Source organism: Streptomyces sp. NPDC051320 (assembly GCF_040682175.1).
Classification (GTDB): Bacteria; Actinomycetota; Actinomycetes; order Streptomycetales; family Streptomycetaceae; genus Streptomyces.
Genome location: NZ_JBFBAL010000015.1, coordinates 135,509 through 155,927, shown reverse-complemented (window position 1 = coordinate 155,927; position 20,419 = coordinate 135,509). Strand labels below are relative to the sequence as shown.

Sequence of the window (20,419 nt, the reverse complement as noted above, 5' to 3'; positions counted from 1 at the left end):
CAACATCTCGAAGCGTGAAGAACGGCCGTCTCCGCTGTCCCGGGAAGAACCGCAGATCAGCAGGTCGAGTGACCTGCGATGTTAAACGCCAAGCTCAGGTCTTCTTACGGAACTTCCTGATCGCCAGCGGCGCGGTGACCGCGGTGATCGCCACGGACCAGGCCAGGGTCATCCACACGGAGTGGGCGACCGGGCCGCCGTTCATCAGATTGCGAGCGGCGTCCGCGAGGTTGGAGAGCGGGTTGTAGTCGGTGAAGGACTGCAGCCAGCCCGGCATCGTGGTGGGCGGTGCGAAGATCGAAGAGCCGAACTGCAGCGGCATCAGGACCAGCATGGCGACCCCCTGGACGGCCTGGGCCGTCTTCATGGTGAGTCCGAGCAGGATGAAGATCCACATCAGTGAGGCGCCGAACACCAGCGAAAGGCCGATCGCCGCGAGGAGCGAGAGCACCGAGGTGTGGATGGTGAGGCCGAGGATGAACCCCATGACCAGCAGGATCGCGGTCGCGACCATCATCCGGCCGATCTCCACGACGATCTTCGCGATGAGGACGGAGGACCGGGCGATCGGCATGGAACGGAAGCGGTCCATCACCCCCTTCTTGAAGTCGTCGTTGACTCCGGTGCCGACCGCCATGGCGATGTTCATGCCCATCATCGCCATCAGGCCGGGGACGACGTAGTCGACGTACTCCGTCTGGTTGCCCTTGCCCGCGATCGCACCGCCGAAGACGAAAACGAACAGCAGGGTGAAGATGATCGGCATCAGCAGGACGTCGAACATCGACTCCGGGTCCTGCTTGATCTGCAGGGCGTTGCGGCGGGCCAGCGCCCCGATGTGCCGGAGATTGGCCCGCAGGCCGATCCGGCCCTCGGACCCGGACTGCGCCGCGGTCGCGGGCGCCGGCTTCTGGATCGTTGCCGTACTCATACCGCGGCCTCCTGGACCTGGTCGGTGGTCTCGTCCTGGGCGTCGGTGGGCTTCTGGCCGGTGATGGCCAGGAACACCTCGTCCAGGCTGGGCAGATGGGTGCCGATGTGCGAGATGCCGAAGCCGCGCGCGGCCAGCAGGCCCACCACCGCGGTCAGTTGCTCGTCGCTGAGGATCGGCACGTTGAGGACGCCCTCGTCCGGGACGGCCTGCGATCCCGCGATGCCGTCGAGTCCCGCCTCGCTCAGCGCGCGTGCCATGGCGGGCAACTCGGCGGGATCGCTCGGCTGGATCGACAGCGTGCGCCCACCGACCTTGGCCTTGAGCTCGTTGACCTTGCCGTTGGCGATGACCTTGCCCTTGTCGAAGACGGTCAGCTCGTTCGCGAGCTGCTCGGCCTCCTCCATGTACTGGGTGGTGATGAGTACGGTCGCCCCCTCCGCGACCATCCGCTGCACCTCGTCCCAGACCTCGTTACGGGTACGGGGGTCGAGTCCGGTCGTCGGCTCGTCCAGAAAGAGCACCGACGGGTTGCCGATCATGGATGCGGCCAGGTCGAGCCGGCGCCGCATGCCGCCCGAGTAGGTCATCGCCGGTTTCTTGGCCGCGTCGGTCAGCGAGAACCGCTCGAGCAGCTCGTCCGAGCGGAGCCTGGCGTCCTTGCGGGAGAGATCGAGCAGCCGTCCGATCATGTAGAGGTTCTCCCAGCCGGAGAGCTTCTCGTCGACCGAGGCGTACTGCCCGGTGAGGCCGATCACCCGGCGCAGCTGCCGGGGCTGGGTGAGCACGTTGTACCCGGCCACCGAGGCGGTGCCGGAGTCGGGCTGGAGCAGGGTGGACAGCACTCGTACGAGGGTGGTCTTGCCCGCGCCGTTGGGCCCGAGCACACCGAGCACGGTGCCCTCGCGGACGTCCAGGTCCACGCCGTCCAGTGCCTTGGTCGCCCCGTAGTGCTTGACCAGCCCCCGCACCTCTACGGCGTTTCCGCCGGTCCTGGGGTCCTTGTCGTATCGCGTCATGGGAACAGCACACCAGGCGCCACTGACAAGTCGCCGACAGACTGCCGACAGCCCGCCGATGGGGGATGTCGGCGGGCTGTCGGTCCGTGCGGCAGTGGATCAGGGGTGACTCACCGGGTCTAGTGGAAGGTGTGCGCTTCCTGCGGGAAGGTACCGCCGACCACCTCGTCGGCGAACTCCTTCGCCGCATCGCCGAGCGTCCGGCGCAGATTCGCGTACTGCTTGGTGAAGCGCGGCACCTTGCCGCCGGTCAGACCGACCATGTCGGTGTAGACCAGCACCTGGGCGTCGCACTCGGGACCCGCACCGATGCCCACCGTCGGGATGTGCAGGATGCGGGTGACCTCGGCGGCCAGCTCCGCCGGTACGAGTTCGAGCACCACCGCGAAAGCGCCCGCGTCCTGCACGGCCTTGGCGTCACGCAGCAGCTGCTGCGCGGCCTCCTCGCCACGGCCCTGGACGCGGTAGCCCATCGAGTTCACGGACTGTGGGGTGAGGCCGATGTGTGCCATGACGGGGATACCGGACTGGACCAGTAGCTCGATCTGCTCGTGCGAGCGCTCGCCGCCCTCCAGCTTCACCGCACCGACACCCGCGTCCTTGACCAGCCGCATGGCGCTGCGCAGCGCCTGCACCGGCCCTTCCTGGTAGGTGCCGAACGGCAGGTCGCCGACGATCAGCGCACGCGAGGTGCCCCGCACGACGGCTGCGGAGAGCATGGTCATCTCGTCGAGGGTGACCGGCACGGTGGTGTCGTACCCGAGGTGACAGTTGCCCATGGAATCGCCGACCAGCATCACCGGGATGCCTGCCTCGTCGAATACGGAGGCGGTCATCGCGTCGTACGCGGTGAGCATGGGCCACTTCTCGCCGCGTTCCTTGGCGCCCGCGATGTCGTGGACGGTGATGCGCCGGGTGCTTGTGCCGCCGTACAGCGCCTTGCTGCCGTCAGCGGGCTTCTCGGCCGAGGGGCTCTGGGCCCGGGGGTTCAACGCGCGCGTCATCGCAACGCTCCTGTTCGTCATCTCGAGGCGCCCTGACGGCGTCCCCGGATCGCTTCCATGGTGGCATCACAGACCGGTTCACGGAAGTTGGGGGGCCCACGGACCCGGTCGCCCCGGGTAAAATCTTTACGATACGAGACGGTGCCGTATCGAAATTGGCCTAGGCTGCACCCATGGCCAATCCCACGGGGGCCCCCGCAGCGCCCCGCATATCCGAGACCGTGCACCGCCGCCGCTGGGCGATTCTGTCCACGCTGATGCTCAGCCTGCTGATCGTGGTGCTGGACAACTCCATCCTGAATGTCGCGGTCAAGACGATCGCCAGTCCCAAGCCCGAAGGGCTGGGCGCCACGCAGAGCCAGCTCGAATGGGCGATCAACGCCTACACGCTCGTCTTCGCCGGCCTGCTCTTCACCGCGGGCCTGCTCGGGGACCGTGTCGGCCGCAAGAAGGTGCTGCTCTTCGGCCTCGCCGTCTTCGGCGTCGGCTCGGTGCTCGCAGCCTTCTCGTCCTCACCGGCCGAGCTCATCGCCTTCCGCGCGGTGATGGGGCTGGGCGGGGCCTTCGTGATGCCCGCCACCCTCGCCGTGCTGATGAACGTCTTCGAGCGCGAGGAGCAGCCCAAGGCCATCGGTATCTGGGCGGGCGGGGTCGGCCTGGCGATCGCGATCGGCCCGATCACCGGTGGCCTGCTGCTCGAGCACTTCTGGTGGGGTTCGGTCTTCCTGGTCAACGTGCCCGTGGTCGCCGTCGCACTGATAGCGATGGTGCTGCTGGTGCCCGACTCGAAGGACCCGGCACCCGGGCACGTCGACCCGGTCGGGGTGGGCCTCTCGGTGGTCGGTCTGGTCCTGCTGGTCTACGGGATCATCCACGGCGGCGAGCTGGCCGACTTCACCGCGCCGTCCGTGCTGCTGACGTCGCTCGGCGGTCTCGCGGTGCTGATCGGCTTCGTGCTCTACGAGAAGCGCAGCGACCATCCGGCCATCGATGTCGGCTACTTCAAGAACCCGGCGTTCTCGGCGGCCGTCGCCGCCATCGCGCTGGTCTTCTTCGCGCTGATGGGCGTCACCTTCTTCTCCGCCTTCTACATGCAGAGCGTCCGCGGCTACACCGCCCTGCAGTCGGGTCTGCTGCTGCTGCCGCTGGCCGCGGCACAGATGATCTTCTCCCCGCGGGCCAGGCTGGTCGTGGAGCGGTTCGGAGCCCGCGCCGTCTGCACCGTCGGCATGGTCCTGGTGGCCGGCGGGCTGGGGGCCTTCGCCTTCTTCGGCGCCGACACACCGGTATGGATCATGGAAGTGGTGTTCTTCGTGATGGGCGCCGGGATGGCGCACATCATGCCGCCGGTCACCGTCTCGATCATGCAGTCGCTGCCCCGGGAGAAGGCCGGTTCGGGCTCCGCGATCAACAACACCTTCCGGCAGGTGGGCGGAGCGCTGGGCGTCGCCGTCCTGGGTTCGGTGCTCTCCGCCGCGTACCGCACCGGCATCCAGGACCACCTCGGCGCGGTGCCGCCGGGCGCCCGCAAAGCAGCGGGGGAGTCGATCGAGGCAACCCTGGGCATCGCGGGCAAGCTCGGCCCGGCCGGCCGTACGCTCGCGGGGCAGGCCGACCACGCTTTCCTGCACGCCATGCACCTGACGGCCATCGGTTCGGCGGGGGTCGCGCTGCTCGGTGCGATCGTCGTGGTGATCTTCCTGCCGGGCAAACCGCCCGCCGGGCGATCCGAGGCGGGGCCGACCGGTGCGGTACCCGCATCGGCCACCGTCGGCACGGACTGATCGGGCGGAAAGCCGATCGGCGGTCCGCGAACAGCAGCGTGAGGAAAGGCGGGCGAGCGTGAACCCGACGCAACGGCAGAACCCACCACCGGAGCACCGGCGCGGCAGGCCGCGCTCCGAGACGGTCGAGCGATCGATCACCGAAGCCGTGGTGAAGCTGCTGGAAGAGGGCGCCTCGCTCGCCGATCTGTCCATCGAGCGCATTGCCCGGACGGCGGGCGTCGGCAAGGCGACCATCTACCGCCGCTGGAAGGGCAAGGAGGACCTCTTCCTCGACGTACTCAAGGACGTCGAGCCCACCGATCCGGAACTGCCGGGCACATCGGTACGCGACGATCTGGTCGCCATGCTCGAGTCGCTGCGGCAGCGGGGTCTGGCCAAGCGCTCATCGGCCCTGCTGCACAACGTCTTCGCGCAGATGCAGAACTATCCGAAGCTCTGGGCCGCCTACCACGCCAACGTGGTCGAGGGTCGTCGCCGGACGGGTATGGCCATCGTGCGCCGGGGCATCGACGAGGGGCTGATCCGGTCCGATCTGGACACCGCGCTGATCAATGACCTCTTCGTCGGGCCGGTGCTGCTGCGCACGGTGCTGCGCCCGGACGGCGTACTCGACGGCGATCTCGCCGAGCATGTCGTGGACGCCGTACTGACGGGGCTCGCGCCCTCCCGGCAGCCGGAGTCCCGCGGCTGACGTCCGCGTTCTGTCACAACCGGAACCCGCAGCCGTGCGGTTCACGTCCTGGTAGCTGTACGGACCGTGTCACCACGGCAGGAAAGATCCCGGCGATCCCCTAGTGTCAAGGGCGGAACGGCGGGGCTCGGTAAGGCAGCGAGGGCAGCGGTATGGCGCAGGCGCACATGACGGACACGGAACGCGGCAGCTCGGGGGCCGAGCATTCCGGGTCCGGTGTGCGGCGCCTGTTCGGCGGACGATGGCGGGGCGACCGGGGCATCTGGCGGCGCGGCATCGTGCTCGCCGCGCTGGCCGCGCTGATCGCTCTGACGATGGTGGTCCACGCGCAGATCCCCAACCGGATCGGCAACCTCGGCAGCCTGATCGAGACCTTCCTTCCCTGGCTGGGCGTGGGCATCCCGGTGCTGCTGGTCCTCGCCCTGCTGCGCCGCTCGGCGACCGCGCTGATCGTCCTGCTGCTGCCGACGGTGGTCTGGCTGAATCTCTTCGGCGGGCTGGTCACCGGCAAGGCGAGCGGCGGCGGGTCCGATCTCATGGTGGCCACCCACAATGTCAACGCGCAGAACCCGGACCCGGTGGGCACCGCGAAGGAGGTCGCCGCACAGGGCGCCGACGTGCTCGCCCTCGAGGAGCTGGCCCCCAGCCAGGTGTCCGCCTACACCCAGGCGCTGGCGTCCACCTACCCGTACCACTCGGTGCAGGGCACCGTCGGGCTCTGGAGCAAGTACCCGCTGAGCGGCACCGAACCGGTCGACATCCGGCTCGGCTGGGTGCGTGCGATGCGCTCCACGGTGACCACGCCGCACGGGAAGATCGCCGTCTACGTCGCCCATCTGCCGTCGGTGCGGGTCAAGCTCAACGCCGGGTTCACCGCGTCCCAGCGGGACGAGAGCGCGGACGCGCTGGGCGAGGCGATCGCCCATGAGCCACTGCCCGACGTGGTGCTGCTCGGGGACCTCAACGGCACGATGAACGACCGTTCGCTGAACGCGGTGACCGCCCAGATGCGCTCCACCCAGGGCGCGGCGGGCGACGGCTTCGGCTTCAGCTGGCCGGCCGCCTTCCCGATGGCGCGCATCGACCAGATCATGGTCAAGGGCGCCGAGCCGGTGTCCTCCTGGACGCTCCCGAGGACCTCCAGCGACCACCTGCCGATCGCGGCGCGTCTGAAGCTCTGAGATTCTCCCGTAAGCACTGAGATCTCTCTCACGTAACAGGGCGTTCACCTCGCGGAACAACAAGGGCCGGATAATTTGTTCCGCCAGAGAACATACGCTGGTGTCCCGCCCCGACCACCCACGTAGGAGAAGTCTCTTCATGCCACTGGCCCTGCTCGCGCTGGCCATCTCCGCCTTCGGCATCGGTACCACCGAGTTCGTGATGATGGGCCTGCTGCCCAACGTCGCCGATGATCTGGGTACGTCGGTGCCCACGGCCGGCTATCTCGTTTCCGCCTATGCGATCGGCGTGGTCATCGGAGCCCCGCTGCTCACCGCACTGGGCTCGCGCATCCCGCGCAAGCGCATGCTCCTGCTGCTGATGGGGCTCTTCACCGTCGGCAACCTGGCCTCCGCCTTCGCCCCCGGCTTCGGCTGGCTGCTGGCCGGCCGGCTGCTCGCCGGGCTGCCGCACGGTGCCTTCTTCGGGGTCGGCGCCGTCGTCGCCTCCCGGTTGGTCGAGGACGGCCGACGGGCCCGCGCCGTCGCCACCATGTTCCTCGGACTGACCGTCGCCAACATCGTCGGCGTGCCGGCCGCGACGCTGCTCGGCCAGCATCTCGGCTGGCGGGCCACCTTCCTCGTCGTCGGAGCCATCGGGGTGCTCGCCGTGGCCGCGCTGGCCAGGCTCATCCCCGATCTGCCGGTCGACGCGCAGCAGGGCGTCGGCCGGGAGATCCGCGCGCTGGGCAACCGGCAGGTACTGCTCGGGCTGCTCACCGCCGTGTTCGGCTTCGCGGGCGTCTTCGCCGTCTACAGCTATCTGGCATCGATCACCACCGAGGTGATGGGCTTCTCCGAGTCCTCCGTGACCGTGGTGCTCGCCCTCTTCGGTATCGGTATGACGTTGGGCGCACTGGCCGCCGGACCGCTGACCGACCGCGCGCTGCGGCCCACCCTCTACGGCTCGCTCGGGGCGCTGGCCCTGGTGCTGGTCGCCTTCGACTTCACCGTCCATGTGAAGTGGGCCGCCCTGGTCACCGTGGTGATCCTGGGCGCGGTCGGCTTCATGACCACCACGCCGCTGCAGATGCTGGTGATGAAGAAGGCGCGGTCCGCGCCGACGCTGGCCTCCGCCTCCAACCACTCCGCCTTCAACCTGGCCAACGCCGGCGGCGCCTGGCTCGGCGGGGTGGCCATCGCCGCGGGCTGGGGATGGATGTCCCCCGCGCTGGTCGGTGCGGTGCTCGCGGTGGTGGGCCTGGCCATCGCGGTGACCGCGGGTCTGCTGGACCGGGGTACGCCGAAGGGGACCTCCCGCGTGGTCGCGGAAGGCCCCCGGACGGAGCGGGAACTCAGCTCGTCTCGCGCCAGCGGTTCGTGATCGGCAGCCGCCGGTCCTTGCCGAACCCCTTGGCCGAGATCTTGGTGCCCGGCGGATACTGACGACGCTTGTACTCGGCGGTGTCCACCATCCGCAGCGTCTTCGTCACCAGCTCCGCGTCGAACCCGGCCGCGACGATGGCGTCCCGGCCCTGGTCCGCGTCCACGTACATCGCCAGGATCGCGTCGAGCACCTCGTAGTCGGGCAGCGAGTCGGTGTCCACCTGGCCCGGACGCAGTTCGGCGCTCGGCGGCTTGGTGATGGAGTTCTCCGGGATGGGCGGGGTCTGTCCCCGCTCCCGGGCGGCCCGGTTGCGCCATTCGGCGAGCCGGAAGATGGCCGTCTTGTACACGTCCTTGATCGGCCCGTACGCCCCGACCGAGTCGCCGTACAACGTGGAGTAACCGACCGCGAGCTCGGACTTGTTGCCCGGCGCGAGCACGATCTGGCCCTCCTGGTTGGAGATGGCCATCAGGGTCGTGCCGCGCAGCCGCGACTGGAGGTTCTCCTCGGCGAGGCCGTTGAGCGCCAGCGCCCCCATGTACGCGTCGAACATCGGCTCGATCGCCACGGTCCGGTAGTTCAGCCCGGTGCGCCTGGCCAGCTCCGCCGCGTCGTCCTTGGAGTGCTCCGAGGAGTACTTGGAGGGCATCGACACGCCGTACACGTTCTTCGCGCCCAGCGCGTCGCAGGCGATGGCGGCCACCAGCGCGGAGTCGATGCCGCCGGAGAGCCCGATCAGCACCGAGCCGAAGCCGTTCTTGGCGGCATACGCGCGCAGTCCGACGACCAGCGCGGTGTAGAGCTCCTCGTCGGCCTCGAGCCGGTCGGCGTATCCGCCGGTCACCTCGGCGGGGTAGGCGGGCAGCGGCTCGCCGGAGAGGATGACGTGCTCGATCCGCAGCCCGTCGTCGACCACCCCGGACGGCACCGGACCCGCCGCGGGCAGTTCCAGGTCCAGCACCACACAGCCCTCGGTGAACTGGGGAGCGCGGGCGATCACTTCGCCGTCCTTGCCGACGACGATCGAGTCACCGTCGAAGACCAGCTCGTCCTGGCCGCCGGTCATCGCCACGTAGGCGGTGGTACAGCCGGCCTCCTGGGCCCGCTTGCGGACCAGCTCCAGACGCTGGTCGTCCTTGTTCCGCTCGTACGGCGAGGCGTTGATGGAGATCAGCAGCCCGGCCCCGGCGGAGCAGGAGGCCGGTACCCGGCCGCCGTCCTGCCAGAGGTCCTCGCAGATGGCGAGCGCGACGTCGACGCCGTGCACCCGGACCATCGGCAGGGTCTCGCCGGCGACGAAGTAGCGGAACTCGTCGAAGACGCCGTAGTTCGGCAGGTGATGCTTGGAGAAGGTCAGCGCGACCTCCCCGAGGTGCAGCACCGCCCCGGCGTTGCGCGGCGCGCCGGCGGGCTGCCCGTAGCGGGGCTGCGCCTGTTCGGTGCGGTCCAGGTAGCCGACGACGACGGGGACCTCCCCGAACCCCTCGTCGGCCAGCCGCGCCGCGAGTGCGCGCAGTGCGGCCCGGGAGGCGTCGACGAAGGACGACCGCAGGGCGAGGTCCTCGACGGGGTAGCCGGTCAGCACCATCTCGGGGAACGCCACCAGATGCGCGCCCTGCTCGATGGAGTGCCGGGTCCAGTGGACGATCGCCTCGGTGTTCCCGGCGAGGTCACCGACGGTCGAGTCGATCTGATTCAGTGCGAGGCGTAGTTGAGGCACGCCGCCCAGTGTAATCGTCTCTCTGACGCGATGTCGGTGCGGGCGGCCCCTCGGCCTGTCTTCTGCGACACAGTGCCGCCCCGCCCCCACCGGGTGATTCGGCGGGGACGGGGCGCGGGCCTGATCGGCTCCCGTTGAAGCGGGGGGCCTACCGGCGGAACAGGTCGTACGACGCCACGTAGCCCGGGGCCGGCGAGCCGACACCCGTCACCACGTCGTACCCCTTGGTCGCGACCAGCGAGGAGTCGTGGCCGATGCTGCGCAGCGACGTCAGCAGCCCGTCGGACGCGTCGAAGGCGTTCGCGTAGTCGACCCGCACGTTCGCGAGGTCGTGGTGGACGCCCCGCGGGTGGTCGGTGACGTCGTGGAAGAGCCGGCTGCCGGAGCGGGCGTAGATCGACGGGTTGGCGAACCCGATCGGGATGCCGTACCGCCCCTGCTGCGCCAGCGCCTGCACACCCGCGATGACCGGAGCCGCCAGCGACGTGCCACCGATGCGGTACTCGCTGTACTGCTGCGAACCGTCGGGGAAGGTCTGGGTCTGCCCGACCAGGAAACCGGTGGTCGGGTCGGCGACCGCAGAGATGTCCGGCACGGTGCGCATGGCCTTGCCGCCGTTGGCCTTCGAGAGCTTCGACGGGACGACATGGCGCTGGTAGAACGGCTGCGCCACGGTCTTGCTGGTGCCGCCGCCCGCGCCGCTGGTGTACGGGCCGGGGTAGCCGGCCCAGCTCTTGCCGTCGGCCGCGAGGCTCGCCTTCAGCGTGCCCCAGCCGGTCTCCCACTGGTAGTCGTCGTGCTTGCCGACGGCCAGCGAGGTGCCGCCGACCGCTGTCACCCAGGCGGAGTTGGCCGGGGTATCGACCTGCTTCGTACCGGTGTTGGCGACCTCGTCGCCGTTGTCGCCGGAGGAGAAGTAGAAGCCGATGCCCTCGATGGCGCCCAGCTGGAAGACCTGGTCGTACGCGGCGGCGACGGCCGGGGTCTCGTTGGCCTCGATGTCGCCCCAGGAGTTGGAGACGATGTCTGCGAGACGGTTGTCGACGATCTTGCCGAGCGAGTCGAGCAGCGCGTTGTCGTTGCAGGACGCGGCCCCGGCGTAGACGATGTCCGCCTTCGGTGCCACGGCGTGCACCGCCTCGACGTCGAGCGTCTCCTCGCCGTACCAGCCGGCCGCGCCGCACGCCTCGGTGTCGGTGTAGTCGCTGGGCAGGACCTGCGAGAACTGGCCGCTGCCGTAGGGGCCGTCACCGTTCCTGGCGGCGTACCGGCTCGCGTCGTCGGCGATGGTCGGCGAGGCGTAGGCGTCGGTGATGGCGACGGTGACGCCCTTGCCGCTCTTGTTGCCCGCTCCGTAGACCGAGCGCAGCTGCTTGCCGGTGTAGCCCTTGATCGCGTACGGGGCCTTGACGCCGTCGACGCTCGGCAGCTTCTGGTTGACGTTGGAGCCGTAGTACGTGGAGAACGGCCCCGCGTTGCGGAAGACCGCGTCCGGCGGCGGCAGCGTGTCGTCGTGCTTGACGTTGTGCGGGGCGTTGTCGAGGCCGACGACCGTCAGTACCGCGTCCTGCAGCGAGCCGGGCGCGGAGGCCGTCGTCGTCGGGGCGCGGTAGGTCCTGCTGCCCTTGCGGTAATTGTGCAGCTGGGTGGAGAAGGCCTTCTCGGCGGCCGACACGGCACCGCTGACCGCGATGTAGTGCTGGTTCGTCCCGGTGACTTCCAGCCCGGAGGCCTTCAGCCAGCTGGTGACCTGCTTGATCTGCTCCGGCGTCGCACCGAAGCGGGCCTGCGCCTGGCGGGCCGTCAGGTACTTCCCGTAGGAAGCGGACTGCGGGTCCGACACCTGCTTGGCGTACGCCGTCAGGCCCTGGGCGTCACGCCCGGCCAGGTAGACGCGCGCGCTGACCTTGCCGGAGTCGGCGGTGGCGCCGCGGTCGGCCTGTGCGGTCGCCCACAGCGGCTTGGTGCCCTGCAGTATGTGGCGGCCCGAGCCGTTGTCGGCGCTGGCGCTGGGTGTGGACAGGGCCAGCGCGCCGGCCAGCAGAGGCAGTGTTGCTGCCACGCTGAGGCCGGCGCGCAGTGTGGCGCGGCTGGATCTCATGGAACCCCCTGTGGTGCGGTTCGTCGCGAGGACGCGGGTACGCGTGTACGCCACACCTTGCCCCATGAACTGTGCATGCCAGGGGTATTCGATCGTCAAGAAAAGATCAAGGAAGGGTCATGAACCGGCACCCGGGGCGGCGGTCGGCGAAGCCCCGCGCGCCTTCAACATGTCGGACATCAGCCGCACTTCGGACTGCTGGGACGTCACCATTCCCTGGGCGAATTTCCGCTCCGTGGGGACCTTGCACAGGTGGACGCATCCTTCCGCCATATGGATGCCGCCCTTGTGATGGGCCGTCATCAGCTGGAGGTAGCGGACCTCTGCCTGCCGGCCGCTCAGCTCTCGCAGTGCGGCCAGCTGCGCCCGGGTCGCCATGCCCGGCATCAGGGCCCCGTCGGTCGACGGGTCCATGCCCATGCCCATGCCCATCCACTGCATCGGCGGCGTGCCCGCCTCGCTCACCGGCAGTCCCCAGAGATTGAGCCAGCCCATCATCATCCCGCGCTGATTGGCCTGCGTATTGGCGATGTCGTAGGCCAGGCGGCGGACATCGACATTCTTCGTACGATCCCGCACGATGAACGACATTTCCACCGCCTGCTCGTGATGGACCGACATGTCGCGCGCGAAACCGGCGTCCGGGGAGTCCGCGGTGGGCGTGCGCGCCGCCGGCCTGCTTCGGTCGCCCAGCGTGAAGGCCATCGTCGCGGCCGCCGCACACAGCAGCACCAGAACGGCGGCGGCGACGGCGGTCAGCCGGGTGCCGCGTGTCACGAGCCGTCCTGCCCGCCGGTGCACGCCGCACCGGGCTCGGGGGTCTGCGGGCCCTGCACGTACTTGGTGAAGAACTGGTTCACCCGCGGGTCGTCGGCACCGTCCACCGTCAGCTGCTTGCCCCAGGCGCTCAGCATGATCACCCCGGCCTGGTCCGGATACGGACTCATCAGTGAGTAGGGCGTCTTCGCCACCTTCGCGCTGAGCTTCGCCACATCGGACGCGGCGGCCTTGCCGGTGTAGGTCACCCAGACCGAACCGTGCTCGAGTGAGTGCACGGCGTTCATGTCGGGGATCGCCTTCTTGTAGACGTTCCCGTCGCAGTTCATCCACACCGGGTTGTGGTCGCCGCCCACCGGCGGTTTCATCGGGTAGCTGACCGGCGTGGTGACATGGTTGCGGGTCAGCTTCTTGACGTCCCAGTCCTTCTCACCCTTGATCGGGCCCGTGGGCGTACCGCCGTCGGCCTTGCTGTCCGAAGCGGCGCCATCGGACCGGTTGCCGACGATGTACATGCCGAACCCGATCAGGCCGGCCACCGCCACCAGGCCCACGGTGATCGCGATGACGCGGACACGGCGCTCACGTGACCTCTCCGAGCGGCGCAACTCCGCTATGCGGCTCCTGCGATCGTGCTGCGCGTTCGGATCGTGCTGCGGGTTGGGATCGTTCTTCGCGCTCTTCGGCGAGGCCATCGGTTACGTCCTTCTGGGTAACAGCGAAGTGGGGGCTCAGATCGTAGTGCGGGCGCACGGCATGTCAGAGGAGCGGTATGCCAGGAGTGCGGCACTGTGGCCCCGGGTACTGGCGTGCGGAGGTGAAACGGTGGCACACAGGTACAAGCTCGCAGCCGAACTGCTGGGTTGGTGGGCAGCGTTGCTGGTGCTGTGGTTGATGTTCATCAGTACCGTCGACCCGCTGGAGGTGCTGGTCGGATCGGCCGCCGCGCTGTTCGCGGCGGCCGCCGCCTGCGGTGCCCGCCGGGCGGTGAGACACCGGTGAACGGCTGGCTCGCGGCGGCCGCCGCACTGCTGCTGTGCGGGGTCGGCCCCGCCCTGTGGGGGGTGGCCACCGGCCCGGTGCGCCGCCGGGTCGTCGCCCAGAACCTGGCGACCCTGCTGACCTGCCTGGTGCTGCTGTTGCTGGCCCAGGGGTACCACCGCACCGCCTATGTGGACCTCGGGCTCGTCCTCTCGCTGCTCGGCCCGGTGGGCACCCTCGTGTACGCCCGGCTGCTCGCCGACGAGCTGGCGGACGACCCGCCGCGCAGCAGCCGGACCACCAGGCCGGCCGTGGTGGCCACGCTGCTGGTCGTGCTGCCGCTCTGCGTGGCCACCGGGCCCGGCAGGGCGACGGTGAAGCTGCTGGTGACCGGCGCGCTGCTGATCGCCGGGAACGTCGTCGCCTCCCGTGCCCTGGACGACCCGATCCCGGAGGATGTGCCCGATGAGTGACGCCGTGATCGTCATCGTTCTGCTGCTGGTCGCGGCCGCCGCCACCGGGGCCGTACTGGTGCGTGACCCGGCGCGGCAGGCACTGGTCCTGTCGGTGCTCGGTCTCGCGCTCGCCGTGCTGTTCACCGTGTTGCAGGCCCCGGACGTCGCCCTCTCGCAGCTGGCGGTGGGCTCCGCGCTGACCCCGCTGCTGCTGCTTCTCTCGGTACGGAAGATCCGGCGCAAGCGCCGGCCCGGAGAGGCGGGGCCGCCAGGACGGACCGGACGGCAGGGGCGGACCGGATGACCCGCCGGACCCGGATGTGGGTGCTGGCCACCGGCGGCGCCGGACTCACCGTGCTGCTCGCTCTGGCCTGCTTCCGGCTGCCGGACTTCGGCGGCGCCAACCACCCGTACGGCGAACGCGCCGTCCGGGCCGCACTGGCCCGGCACACCGCCAACGTCGTCTCCTCCGTCAACTTCGACCAGCGGGCGTTCGACACCATGGGGGAGGAGAGCATCCTCTTCGTCGCCGTCCTGGGTACCGTCGTACTGCTGCGGCAGACCCGCGGCGAACGGCAGCACCAACCGGAAGCCGCCCCGGTACTGCCGCCGGTTCGCCGCTACGCGCTGATCGCCCTGCCCGTCACGCTGCTCACCGGCCTGTACGTCGTGGCGCACGGCCAGCTCAGTCCCGGCGGTGGCTTCCAGGGCGGCGTGGTCGCCGCGACCGCCCTTCACCTGCTCTACATCGCGGTGGACTACCCGGCGCTGGAACGCATCCGCCCCACGGACGTGTTCAAGCTGGGGGACGCCGCGGGAGAGGGTGCCTATCTGGTCCTCGGCATCGCGGGGGTGCTCTGGGGGACGTCGTTCCTGGCCAACTTCCTGCCACGCGGAACGTTCAACATGCTCGCCTCGGGCGGAACCGTCCCACTGCTGAACGCCGCCGTGGGCATGGAGGTCGCCTGCGCCGTCGTCGTGCTGCTCGCCGGATTCCTGGACCAGGCCCTGGAGATCGAGGAGGCCGACGGGAAATGATGTCCGTGCTGCCCTATCTGGTCGCCGCCTGGATCTTCCTCATCGGCGTCTACGGCCTCGCCACCAGCCGCAACCTCATCCACGCGGTCGGCTGCCTCGCCGTCTGCCAGGCCGCCACGTATGTGCTGCTGCTGGCCGTCGGCTACCGCGACGATTCCACCGCCCCGGTGTTCTCCGACGTCGAGCCGCATACCCGCACCGTGGTGGATCCCGTCGTCCAGGCCCTGACCCTGACCGACGTGGTGGTCGGCGCCACCGTCACCGCGCTGCTGCTCGCCCTGGTCATCCAGGTCGAAAAACGCCATGGCACGGTCGACCCCGACGAACTCTCCGAGCTGCGCGGATGAGCCGTCCCCAGGAATTGCTCCCGCTGATCGTCGCCCTGCCGCTGCTCGGCGCCGCCCTGCTGGTCGCCGCTGGCCGATGGGTGCCGCGTCTCGTCGCCGAGGCGGTGGGCGTCGCCTTCGCGGCGGGCACCGCGGCGCTCGCCGTCCTCCTCCTCGCGCACCCGCACGGAGCCGGCACCGAATGGGTCGGCGGCTGGACCCCGTACCACGGGCGGAGCGTGGGCATCGTCCTGCTCGGGGACCCGCTCGCACTCGGACTCACCGCGCTCGTCTCCCTGCTGGTCGTGGCGGTACTGGCCTATTCCTGGCGCTATTTCGACGAGCCGCCGGTGAGGCATGCCGGGACGTTCCCCGCCCTGGTCCTGGTCTTCCAGGCCGGCATGTGCGGATTCGTCCTCACCGGGGACCTCTTCAACGCGTTCGTCTTCTTCGAGCTGATGAGCGTGGTGGCCTATGCGCTCACCGGCTACCGGGTGGAGACGGCGAAAGCCGTGCAGGGCGGGCTGACCTTCGGTGTCGTCAACTCCCTCGGGGCCTACGCCACCCTGATCGGTATCGTGCTGCTCTACGCCCGCACCGGCGAACTCGGCATGCACGCCATCGGCAGGCGCCTGGACGCCCAGGGCGGTCCGGACGCACTCGTCCTCGCCGCTTTCGTCCTGATCCTCACCGGCCTGCTGGTCAAAGCGGCCGCCGTACCCTTCCATTTCTGGCTCCCCGACGCCCACGCCGTCGCCCCCACCCCGGTCTGCATGCTGCTCTCCGGCGTGATGGTGGAGCTCGGCGTGTACGGCACCGGGCGGATCTACTGGACCGTCTTCGGCGGCAGTGGCGGCATCCCCGCAGCCGACGCCGAACGGGCCCTGGTCGCGCTGGGCGTGCTGACCGCCCTGGTCGGCGCGGTCATGTGCTGGCAACAGCGCCACATCAAGCGGTTGCTCGCCTTCTCGACCGTCGCGCACACCGGCCTCTTCCTCATCGGGCTCGGACTGCTCACCCCGGAGGGCGCCGGCGGCGTCGCGCTGTACGTGATCGGGCACGCGGGGGTGAAGGCGGCGCTCTTCGCCTGCGCCGGCATCCTCCTCGACCGTTACGGCTCCATCGACGAGCACGAACTGCACGGGCGTGGACGTGAACTGCCCATCGTGGGCGGGCTGTTCACAGTCGGCGGGCTCGCGCTGGCCGGGCTGCCGCCGTTCGGTACGGCGCTGGGCAAGGCGGTGCTCGAGGAATCGGCCGGTGGACCGCTCACGGTGGTCTGCGTGGTGGTCTCGGCCGTCACCGGCGCCTCAGTGCTGCGCGTCGCCGCACGGGTCTTCGGCGGGCTCGGCCCCCGGCCCACCGACAGCCAGCAGTACGAGACCAGCGGTGAGTCCGAGGAGCCGGAAACCGGCGGGATGCTCTCCCGGGCCCCGGACACCATGCTCGCCGTCCCGGCCCTGCTGCTGGCCGCGGCGCTCGCGGTCGGTCTGGTGCCCGGCTTCGCCCGTTCCGTCGGCCACGCACTGGACGATGCGCTGCCGGGCAAGGCACCGCACGACCCCGCGTGGACGGCGCCCGGTCTGCTGCTCGGACTGCTGTCCGCCGCTCTCGCCGCCGCCCTCGCCGGGTACGCCGTGCGAGACCCGAAGCGCGGCAGCGACCGGGTGGCCGGCCACGACTGGGCGGCCCCGCTGCGCCGCCTGCACTCCGGTCACATCGGTGACTACGTCGCGTGGCTGGTCGCCGGTGCGGCGCTGCTCGGCGGCCTCACGTGGTGGTAGCGCGGCCCCCCGCACCCGGCCGCCCCGATGCACAGCACAATGGAGAGACCGCACAGCACAATGGAGACTGCGTACCGAGTGGGATGAGACGTTCGGACGCAGGTTCGCAACATGCCTGAAATCGTGTGGTGGGATGCTCATGAGCCCCGGTGTCTCCGGCGGCGTGGGAGCAGGTGACCGACCGGCAAGGATGGGTAGGACGGTAGACATGGACAAACAGCAGGAATTCGTACTCCGGACGCTGGAGGAGCGTGACATCCGCTTCGTACGGCTGTGGTTCACCGACGTCCTCGGGTTCCTGAAATCGGTCGCCGTGGCCCCCGCCGAGCTGGAGCAGGCGTTCGACGAAGGCATCGGCTTCGACGGCTCCGCCATCGAGGGCTTCGCCCGCGTGTACGAGTCCGACATGATCGCCAAGCCGGACCCCAGCACTTTTCAGATCCTGCCCTGGCGCGCCGAGGCGCCCGGTTCGGCGCGGATGTTCTGCGACATCCTGATGCCGGACGGCTCCCCGTCCTTCGCGGACCCGCGTTACGTACTCAAGCGGATCCTGGCCAAGACGTCGGATCTCGGATTCACCTTCTACACCCACCCCGAGATCGAGTTCTACCTGCTGAAGCACAAGCCTCTCGACGGGACCCGCCCCACCCCCGCGGACAACTCCGGCTACTTCGACCACACCCCGCAGAACGTCGGCATGGACTTCCGCCGGCAGGCGATCACCATGCTCGAATCGATGGGCATCTCGGTCGAGTTCAGCCACCACGAGGGCGCCCCCGGCCAGCAGGAGATCGACCTCAGGTACGCCGACGCGCTGTCGACCGCCGACAACATCATGACCTTCCGCCTGGTCATGAAGCAGGTCGCGCTGGAGCAGGGCGTCCAGGCCACCTTCATGCCGAAGCCGTTCAGCGAATACCCCGGCTCCGGCATGCACACCCACCTCTCCCTCTTCGAGGGCGACCGCAACGCCTTCTACGAGTCGGGCGCCGAGTACCAGCTCTCCAAGGTCGGCCGCTCCTTCATCGCCGGCCTGCTGCAGCACGCCGCCGAGATCTCCGCGGTCACCAACCAGTGGGTCAACTCCTACAAACGCATCTGGGGCGGCTCGACCCGCAGCGCGGGTGCGGGCGGCGAGGCCCCCTCGTACATCTGCTGGGGCCACAACAACCGCTCGGCGCTGATCCGGGTCCCGATGTACAAGCCCGGCAAGACCGGCTCCGCGCGGGTCGAGGTCCGCTCCATCGACTCCGGCGCCAACCCCTACCTGACCTACGCGCTGCTGCTCGCAGCGGGTCTCAAGGGCATCGAGGAGGGCTACGAACTCCCGGCCGGCGCCGATGACGACGTCTGGGCCCTGTCCGACGGGGAGCGCCGCGCGATGGGCATCGAGCCGCTGCCGCAGAACCTGGGCGAGGCGATCTCGCTGATGGAGCGCAGCGAGCTGGTCGCCGAGACGCTGGGCGAGCATGTCTTCGACTTCTTCCTGCGCAACAAGAAGCAGGAGTGGGAGGAGTACCGCTCCGAGGTCACCGCCTACGAGCTGCGCAAGAGCCTGCCGGTGCTCTAAGGGATCCCCCCTGGCCGGTGCCGTCCCGGCGCCGGCCCAGGTCCGTCCGGCGGCGGTGGGCGGTTTACCGGTCCCAGGTTTGCATAATCATGCGTTTGAGTGCATTATCTTCCTATGTCTAAGGTTCTCACCTCCCTGCCCGCCGGCAAGCGCGTCGGCATCGCTTTCTCGGGCGGCCTCGACACCTCCGTCGCGGTCGCGTGGATGCGCGACAAGGGTGCCGTCCCGTGCACCTACACCGCCGACATCGGCCAGTACGACGAACCCGACATCGCCTCGGTGCCCGGTCGTGCGAAGAACTACGGTGCCGAGATCGCGCGCCTGGTCGACTGCCGGGCGGCACTGGTGGAGGAGGGCCTGGCCGCGCTCGCCTGCGGCGCGTTCCACATCCGCTCGGGCGGCCGTGCCTACTTCAACACCACGCCGCTCGGCCGTGCCGTCACCGGCACCCTGCTGGTCCGGGCGATGCTCGAGGACGACGTGCAGATCTGGGGCGACGGCTCGACGTTCAAGGGCAACGACATCGAGCGGTTCTACCGCTACGGGCTGCTCGCCAACCCGCACCTGCGCATCTACAAGCCGTGGCTCGACGCCGACTTCGTCGCCGAGCTGGGCGGCCGCAAGGAGATGTCGGAGTGGCTGCTCACGCACGGGCTGCCGTACCGCGACAGTACCGAGAAGGCGTACTCGACGGATGCCAACATCTGGGGCGCCACCCATGAGGCCAAGACGCTGGAGCACCTCGACACCGGCGTGGAGACCGTGGAGCCGATCATGGGCGTGCGGTTCTGGGACCCCTCGGTCGAGATCGCCGCCGAGGACGTGACGATCGGCTTCGACCAGGGCCGCCCGGTGACGATCAACGGCGAGCGGTTCGCCTCCCCGATCGACCTGGTGATGGCGGCGAACACGATCGGTGGCCGCCACGGCATGGGCATGTCGGACCAGATCGAGAACCGGATCATCGAGGCGAAGAGCCGCGGCATCTACGAGGCGCCCGGCATGGCGCTGCTGCACGCCGCGTACGAGCGCATCGTCAACGCGATCCACAACGAGGACACCCTCGCCCACTATCACAGCGAGGGCCGGCGCCTCGGGCGGCTGATGTACGAGGGCCGCTGGCTGGACCCGCAGGCGCTGATGGTCCGCGAGTCGCTGCAGCGCTGGGTGGGCTCGGCGGTCACCGGCGAGGTGACCCTGCGGCTGCGGCGCGGTGAGGACTACTCGATTCTCAACACCACGGGCCCGGCGTTCAGTTACCACCCGGACAAGCTGTCGATGGAGCGCACCGAGGACTCGGCGTTCGGCCCGGTGGACCGGATCGGCCAGCTCACCATGCGTAACCTCGACATCGCCGACTCGCGTGCCAAGCTCGAGCAGTACGCCGGTCTCGGCATCGTCGGCACGACCCAACCGGTGCTGGTCGGCGCCGCGCAGGCGGCGGCAACCGGTCTGATCGGCACCATGCCGGAAGGCGGCGCCGAGGCCATCGCTTCCCGGGGCGAGGTGTCCGGTGACGAGGAGCTGCTGGACCGCGCCGCGATGGAGTCCGGCACCGACTGATCGGTGGCGTCGGCCCGCTCCTTCCGCTCCTTGCAGGGGGGCGAGGGGCGGGCGGAGGCTCCCGAGCCTTCTCAGCGGCCTTGATGAAACTTATTTCAGAAATCAATTGAAAATTGCTGCAAGTG

General features: G+C 69.5%; 19 protein-coding genes. 12 read left to right on the top strand and 7 right to left on the bottom strand.

Annotation, left to right across the window (positions count from 1 at the left end; all coding sequences use genetic code 11):
- Positions 1-94: 94 nt before the first annotated feature.
- From AB0M87_RS28330 to panB, 3 genes are all read right to left on the bottom strand, one after another.
- On the bottom strand, positions 95-931 hold the full coding sequence (locus AB0M87_RS28330) for an ABC transporter permease (RefSeq protein ID WP_365857827.1): 837 nt from the start codon (positions 929-931) through the stop codon (positions 95-97).
- Entirely contained in the window at positions 928-1,950 is a 1,023-nt protein-coding gene (locus AB0M87_RS28325) for an ATP-binding cassette domain-containing protein (protein WP_365857825.1), read from the bottom strand. The genes AB0M87_RS28330 and AB0M87_RS28325 overlap by 4 nt, the downstream gene beginning before the upstream one ends.
- Before the next feature lie 119 nt (positions 1,951-2,069).
- Entirely contained in the window at positions 2,070-2,954 is an 885-nt protein-coding gene (panB, locus tag AB0M87_RS28320; protein ID WP_365857822.1) for a 3-methyl-2-oxobutanoate hydroxymethyltransferase, read from the bottom strand.
- A 173-nt stretch (positions 2,955-3,127) separates the two neighbouring features.
- Here panB and AB0M87_RS28315 point away from each other — a divergent pair, with 173 nt between their 5' ends.
- From AB0M87_RS28315 to AB0M87_RS28300, 4 genes are all read left to right on the top strand, one after another.
- On the top strand, positions 3,128-4,738 hold the full coding sequence (locus tag AB0M87_RS28315) for an MFS transporter (protein WP_365857820.1): 1,611 nt from the start codon (positions 3,128-3,130) through the stop codon (positions 4,736-4,738).
- A gap of 58 nt (positions 4,739-4,796) precedes the next feature.
- Complete coding sequence (locus tag AB0M87_RS28310; RefSeq protein WP_365857818.1) at positions 4,797-5,432, top strand: TetR/AcrR family transcriptional regulator; 636 nt, start codon at positions 4,797-4,799, stop codon at positions 5,430-5,432.
- A gap of 152 nt (positions 5,433-5,584) precedes the next feature.
- Entirely contained in the window at positions 5,585-6,613 is a 1,029-nt protein-coding gene (locus AB0M87_RS28305) for an endonuclease/exonuclease/phosphatase family protein (protein WP_365857816.1), read from the top strand.
- A 139-nt stretch (positions 6,614-6,752) separates the two neighbouring features.
- A complete protein-coding gene (locus tag AB0M87_RS28300; RefSeq protein WP_365857814.1) occupies positions 6,753-7,976 on the top strand; it encodes an MFS transporter in 1,224 nt (407 codons plus the stop codon).
- Here AB0M87_RS28300 and AB0M87_RS28295 read toward each other — a convergent pair.
- The 4 genes from AB0M87_RS28295 to AB0M87_RS28280 form a co-directional block, all read right to left on the bottom strand.
- Positions 7,948-9,699: an NAD+ synthase gene (locus tag AB0M87_RS28295; protein WP_365857813.1), complete on the bottom strand. Its 1,752-nt coding sequence runs from the start codon at positions 9,697-9,699 to the stop codon at positions 7,948-7,950. The two genes, AB0M87_RS28300 and AB0M87_RS28295, sit on opposite strands and share 29 nt — an antisense overlap.
- 148 nt (positions 9,700-9,847) lie before the next feature.
- On the bottom strand, positions 9,848-11,800 hold the full coding sequence (locus tag AB0M87_RS28290) for a S53 family peptidase (RefSeq protein WP_365857811.1): 1,953 nt from the start codon (positions 11,798-11,800) through the stop codon (positions 9,848-9,850).
- A 117-nt stretch (positions 11,801-11,917) separates the two neighbouring features.
- Complete coding sequence (locus AB0M87_RS28285; protein WP_365857855.1) at positions 11,918-12,505, bottom strand: DUF305 domain-containing protein; 588 nt, start codon at positions 12,503-12,505, stop codon at positions 11,918-11,920.
- Between the two features lie 68 nt (positions 12,506-12,573).
- Positions 12,574-13,272: a DUF3105 domain-containing protein gene (locus AB0M87_RS28280; RefSeq protein WP_365857809.1), complete on the bottom strand. Its 699-nt coding sequence runs from the start codon at positions 13,270-13,272 to the stop codon at positions 12,574-12,576.
- 130 nt (positions 13,273-13,402) lie between these two features.
- Here AB0M87_RS28280 and AB0M87_RS28275 point away from each other — a divergent pair, with 130 nt between their 5' ends.
- From AB0M87_RS28275 to argG, 8 genes are all read left to right on the top strand, one after another.
- Positions 13,403-13,579, top strand: coding sequence for a hypothetical protein (locus tag AB0M87_RS28275; RefSeq protein WP_365857807.1), 177 nt, complete (start codon positions 13,403-13,405; stop codon positions 13,577-13,579).
- Entirely contained in the window at positions 13,576-14,031 is a 456-nt protein-coding gene (locus AB0M87_RS28270; RefSeq protein ID WP_365857805.1) for an MrpF/PhaF family protein, read from the top strand. Before AB0M87_RS28275 ends, AB0M87_RS28270 begins: the two co-directional genes overlap by 4 nt.
- On the top strand, positions 14,024-14,317 hold the full coding sequence (locus AB0M87_RS28265) for a DUF4040 domain-containing protein (protein ID WP_365857803.1): 294 nt from the start codon (positions 14,024-14,026) through the stop codon (positions 14,315-14,317). Before AB0M87_RS28270 ends, AB0M87_RS28265 begins: the two co-directional genes overlap by 8 nt.
- Positions 14,314-15,051, top strand: coding sequence for a hydrogen gas-evolving membrane-bound hydrogenase subunit E (gene mbhE / locus AB0M87_RS28260; protein WP_365857801.1), 738 nt, complete (start codon positions 14,314-14,316; stop codon positions 15,049-15,051). The genes AB0M87_RS28265 and mbhE overlap by 4 nt, the downstream gene beginning before the upstream one ends.
- Positions 15,048-15,398, top strand: coding sequence for a sodium:proton antiporter (locus AB0M87_RS28255; RefSeq protein ID WP_365857799.1), 351 nt, complete (start codon positions 15,048-15,050; stop codon positions 15,396-15,398). The genes mbhE and AB0M87_RS28255 overlap by 4 nt, the downstream gene beginning before the upstream one ends.
- Positions 15,395-17,161, top strand: a complete 1,767-nt coding sequence (locus AB0M87_RS28250) for a complex I subunit 5 family protein (protein ID WP_365857797.1) — start codon at positions 15,395-15,397, stop codon at positions 17,159-17,161. The genes AB0M87_RS28255 and AB0M87_RS28250 overlap by 4 nt, the downstream gene beginning before the upstream one ends.
- Positions 17,162-17,369: 208 nt before the next feature.
- Positions 17,370-18,731, top strand: a complete 1,362-nt coding sequence (locus tag AB0M87_RS28245) for a glutamine synthetase family protein (RefSeq protein ID WP_365857795.1) — start codon at positions 17,370-17,372, stop codon at positions 18,729-18,731.
- Between the two features lie 114 nt (positions 18,732-18,845).
- A complete protein-coding gene (gene argG, locus AB0M87_RS28240) occupies positions 18,846-20,294 on the top strand; it encodes an argininosuccinate synthase (protein WP_365857794.1) in 1,449 nt (482 codons plus the stop codon).
- Positions 20,295-20,419: the final 125 nt, after the last annotated feature.

Coding starts and splice junctions, on each gene's coding strand:
- AB0M87_RS28330 (WP_365857827.1), bottom strand. CDS start 931: ATGAGTACGGCAACGATCCAGAAGCCGGCGCCCGCGACCGCGGCGCAG.
- AB0M87_RS28325 (WP_365857825.1), bottom strand. CDS start 1,950: ATGACGCGATACGACAAGGACCCCAGGACCGGCGGAAACGCCGTAGAG.
- panB (WP_365857822.1), bottom strand. CDS start 2,954: ATGACGCGCGCGTTGAACCCCCGGGCCCAGAGCCCCTCGGCCGAGAAG.
- AB0M87_RS28315 (WP_365857820.1), top strand. CDS start 3,128: ATGGCCAATCCCACGGGGGCCCCCGCAGCGCCCCGCATATCCGAGACC.
- AB0M87_RS28305 (WP_365857816.1), top strand. CDS start 5,585: ATGGCGCAGGCGCACATGACGGACACGGAACGCGGCAGCTCGGGGGCC.
- AB0M87_RS28300 (WP_365857814.1), top strand. CDS start 6,753: ATGCCACTGGCCCTGCTCGCGCTGGCCATCTCCGCCTTCGGCATCGGT.
- AB0M87_RS28290 (WP_365857811.1), bottom strand. CDS start 11,800: ATGAGATCCAGCCGCGCCACACTGCGCGCCGGCCTCAGCGTGGCAGCA.
- AB0M87_RS28285 (WP_365857855.1), bottom strand. CDS start 12,505: ATGGCCTTCACGCTGGGCGACCGAAGCAGGCCGGCGGCGCGCACGCCC.
- AB0M87_RS28280 (WP_365857809.1), bottom strand. CDS start 13,272: ATGGCCTCGCCGAAGAGCGCGAAGAACGATCCCAACCCGCAGCACGAT.
- AB0M87_RS28265 (WP_365857803.1), top strand. CDS start 14,024: ATGAGTGACGCCGTGATCGTCATCGTTCTGCTGCTGGTCGCGGCCGCC.
- mbhE (WP_365857801.1), top strand. CDS start 14,314: ATGACCCGCCGGACCCGGATGTGGGTGCTGGCCACCGGCGGCGCCGGA.
- AB0M87_RS28255 (WP_365857799.1), top strand. CDS start 15,048: ATGATGTCCGTGCTGCCCTATCTGGTCGCCGCCTGGATCTTCCTCATC.
- AB0M87_RS28250 (WP_365857797.1), top strand. CDS start 15,395: ATGAGCCGTCCCCAGGAATTGCTCCCGCTGATCGTCGCCCTGCCGCTG.
- AB0M87_RS28245 (WP_365857795.1), top strand. CDS start 17,370: ATGGACAAACAGCAGGAATTCGTACTCCGGACGCTGGAGGAGCGTGAC.
- argG (WP_365857794.1), top strand. CDS start 18,846: ATGTCTAAGGTTCTCACCTCCCTGCCCGCCGGCAAGCGCGTCGGCATC.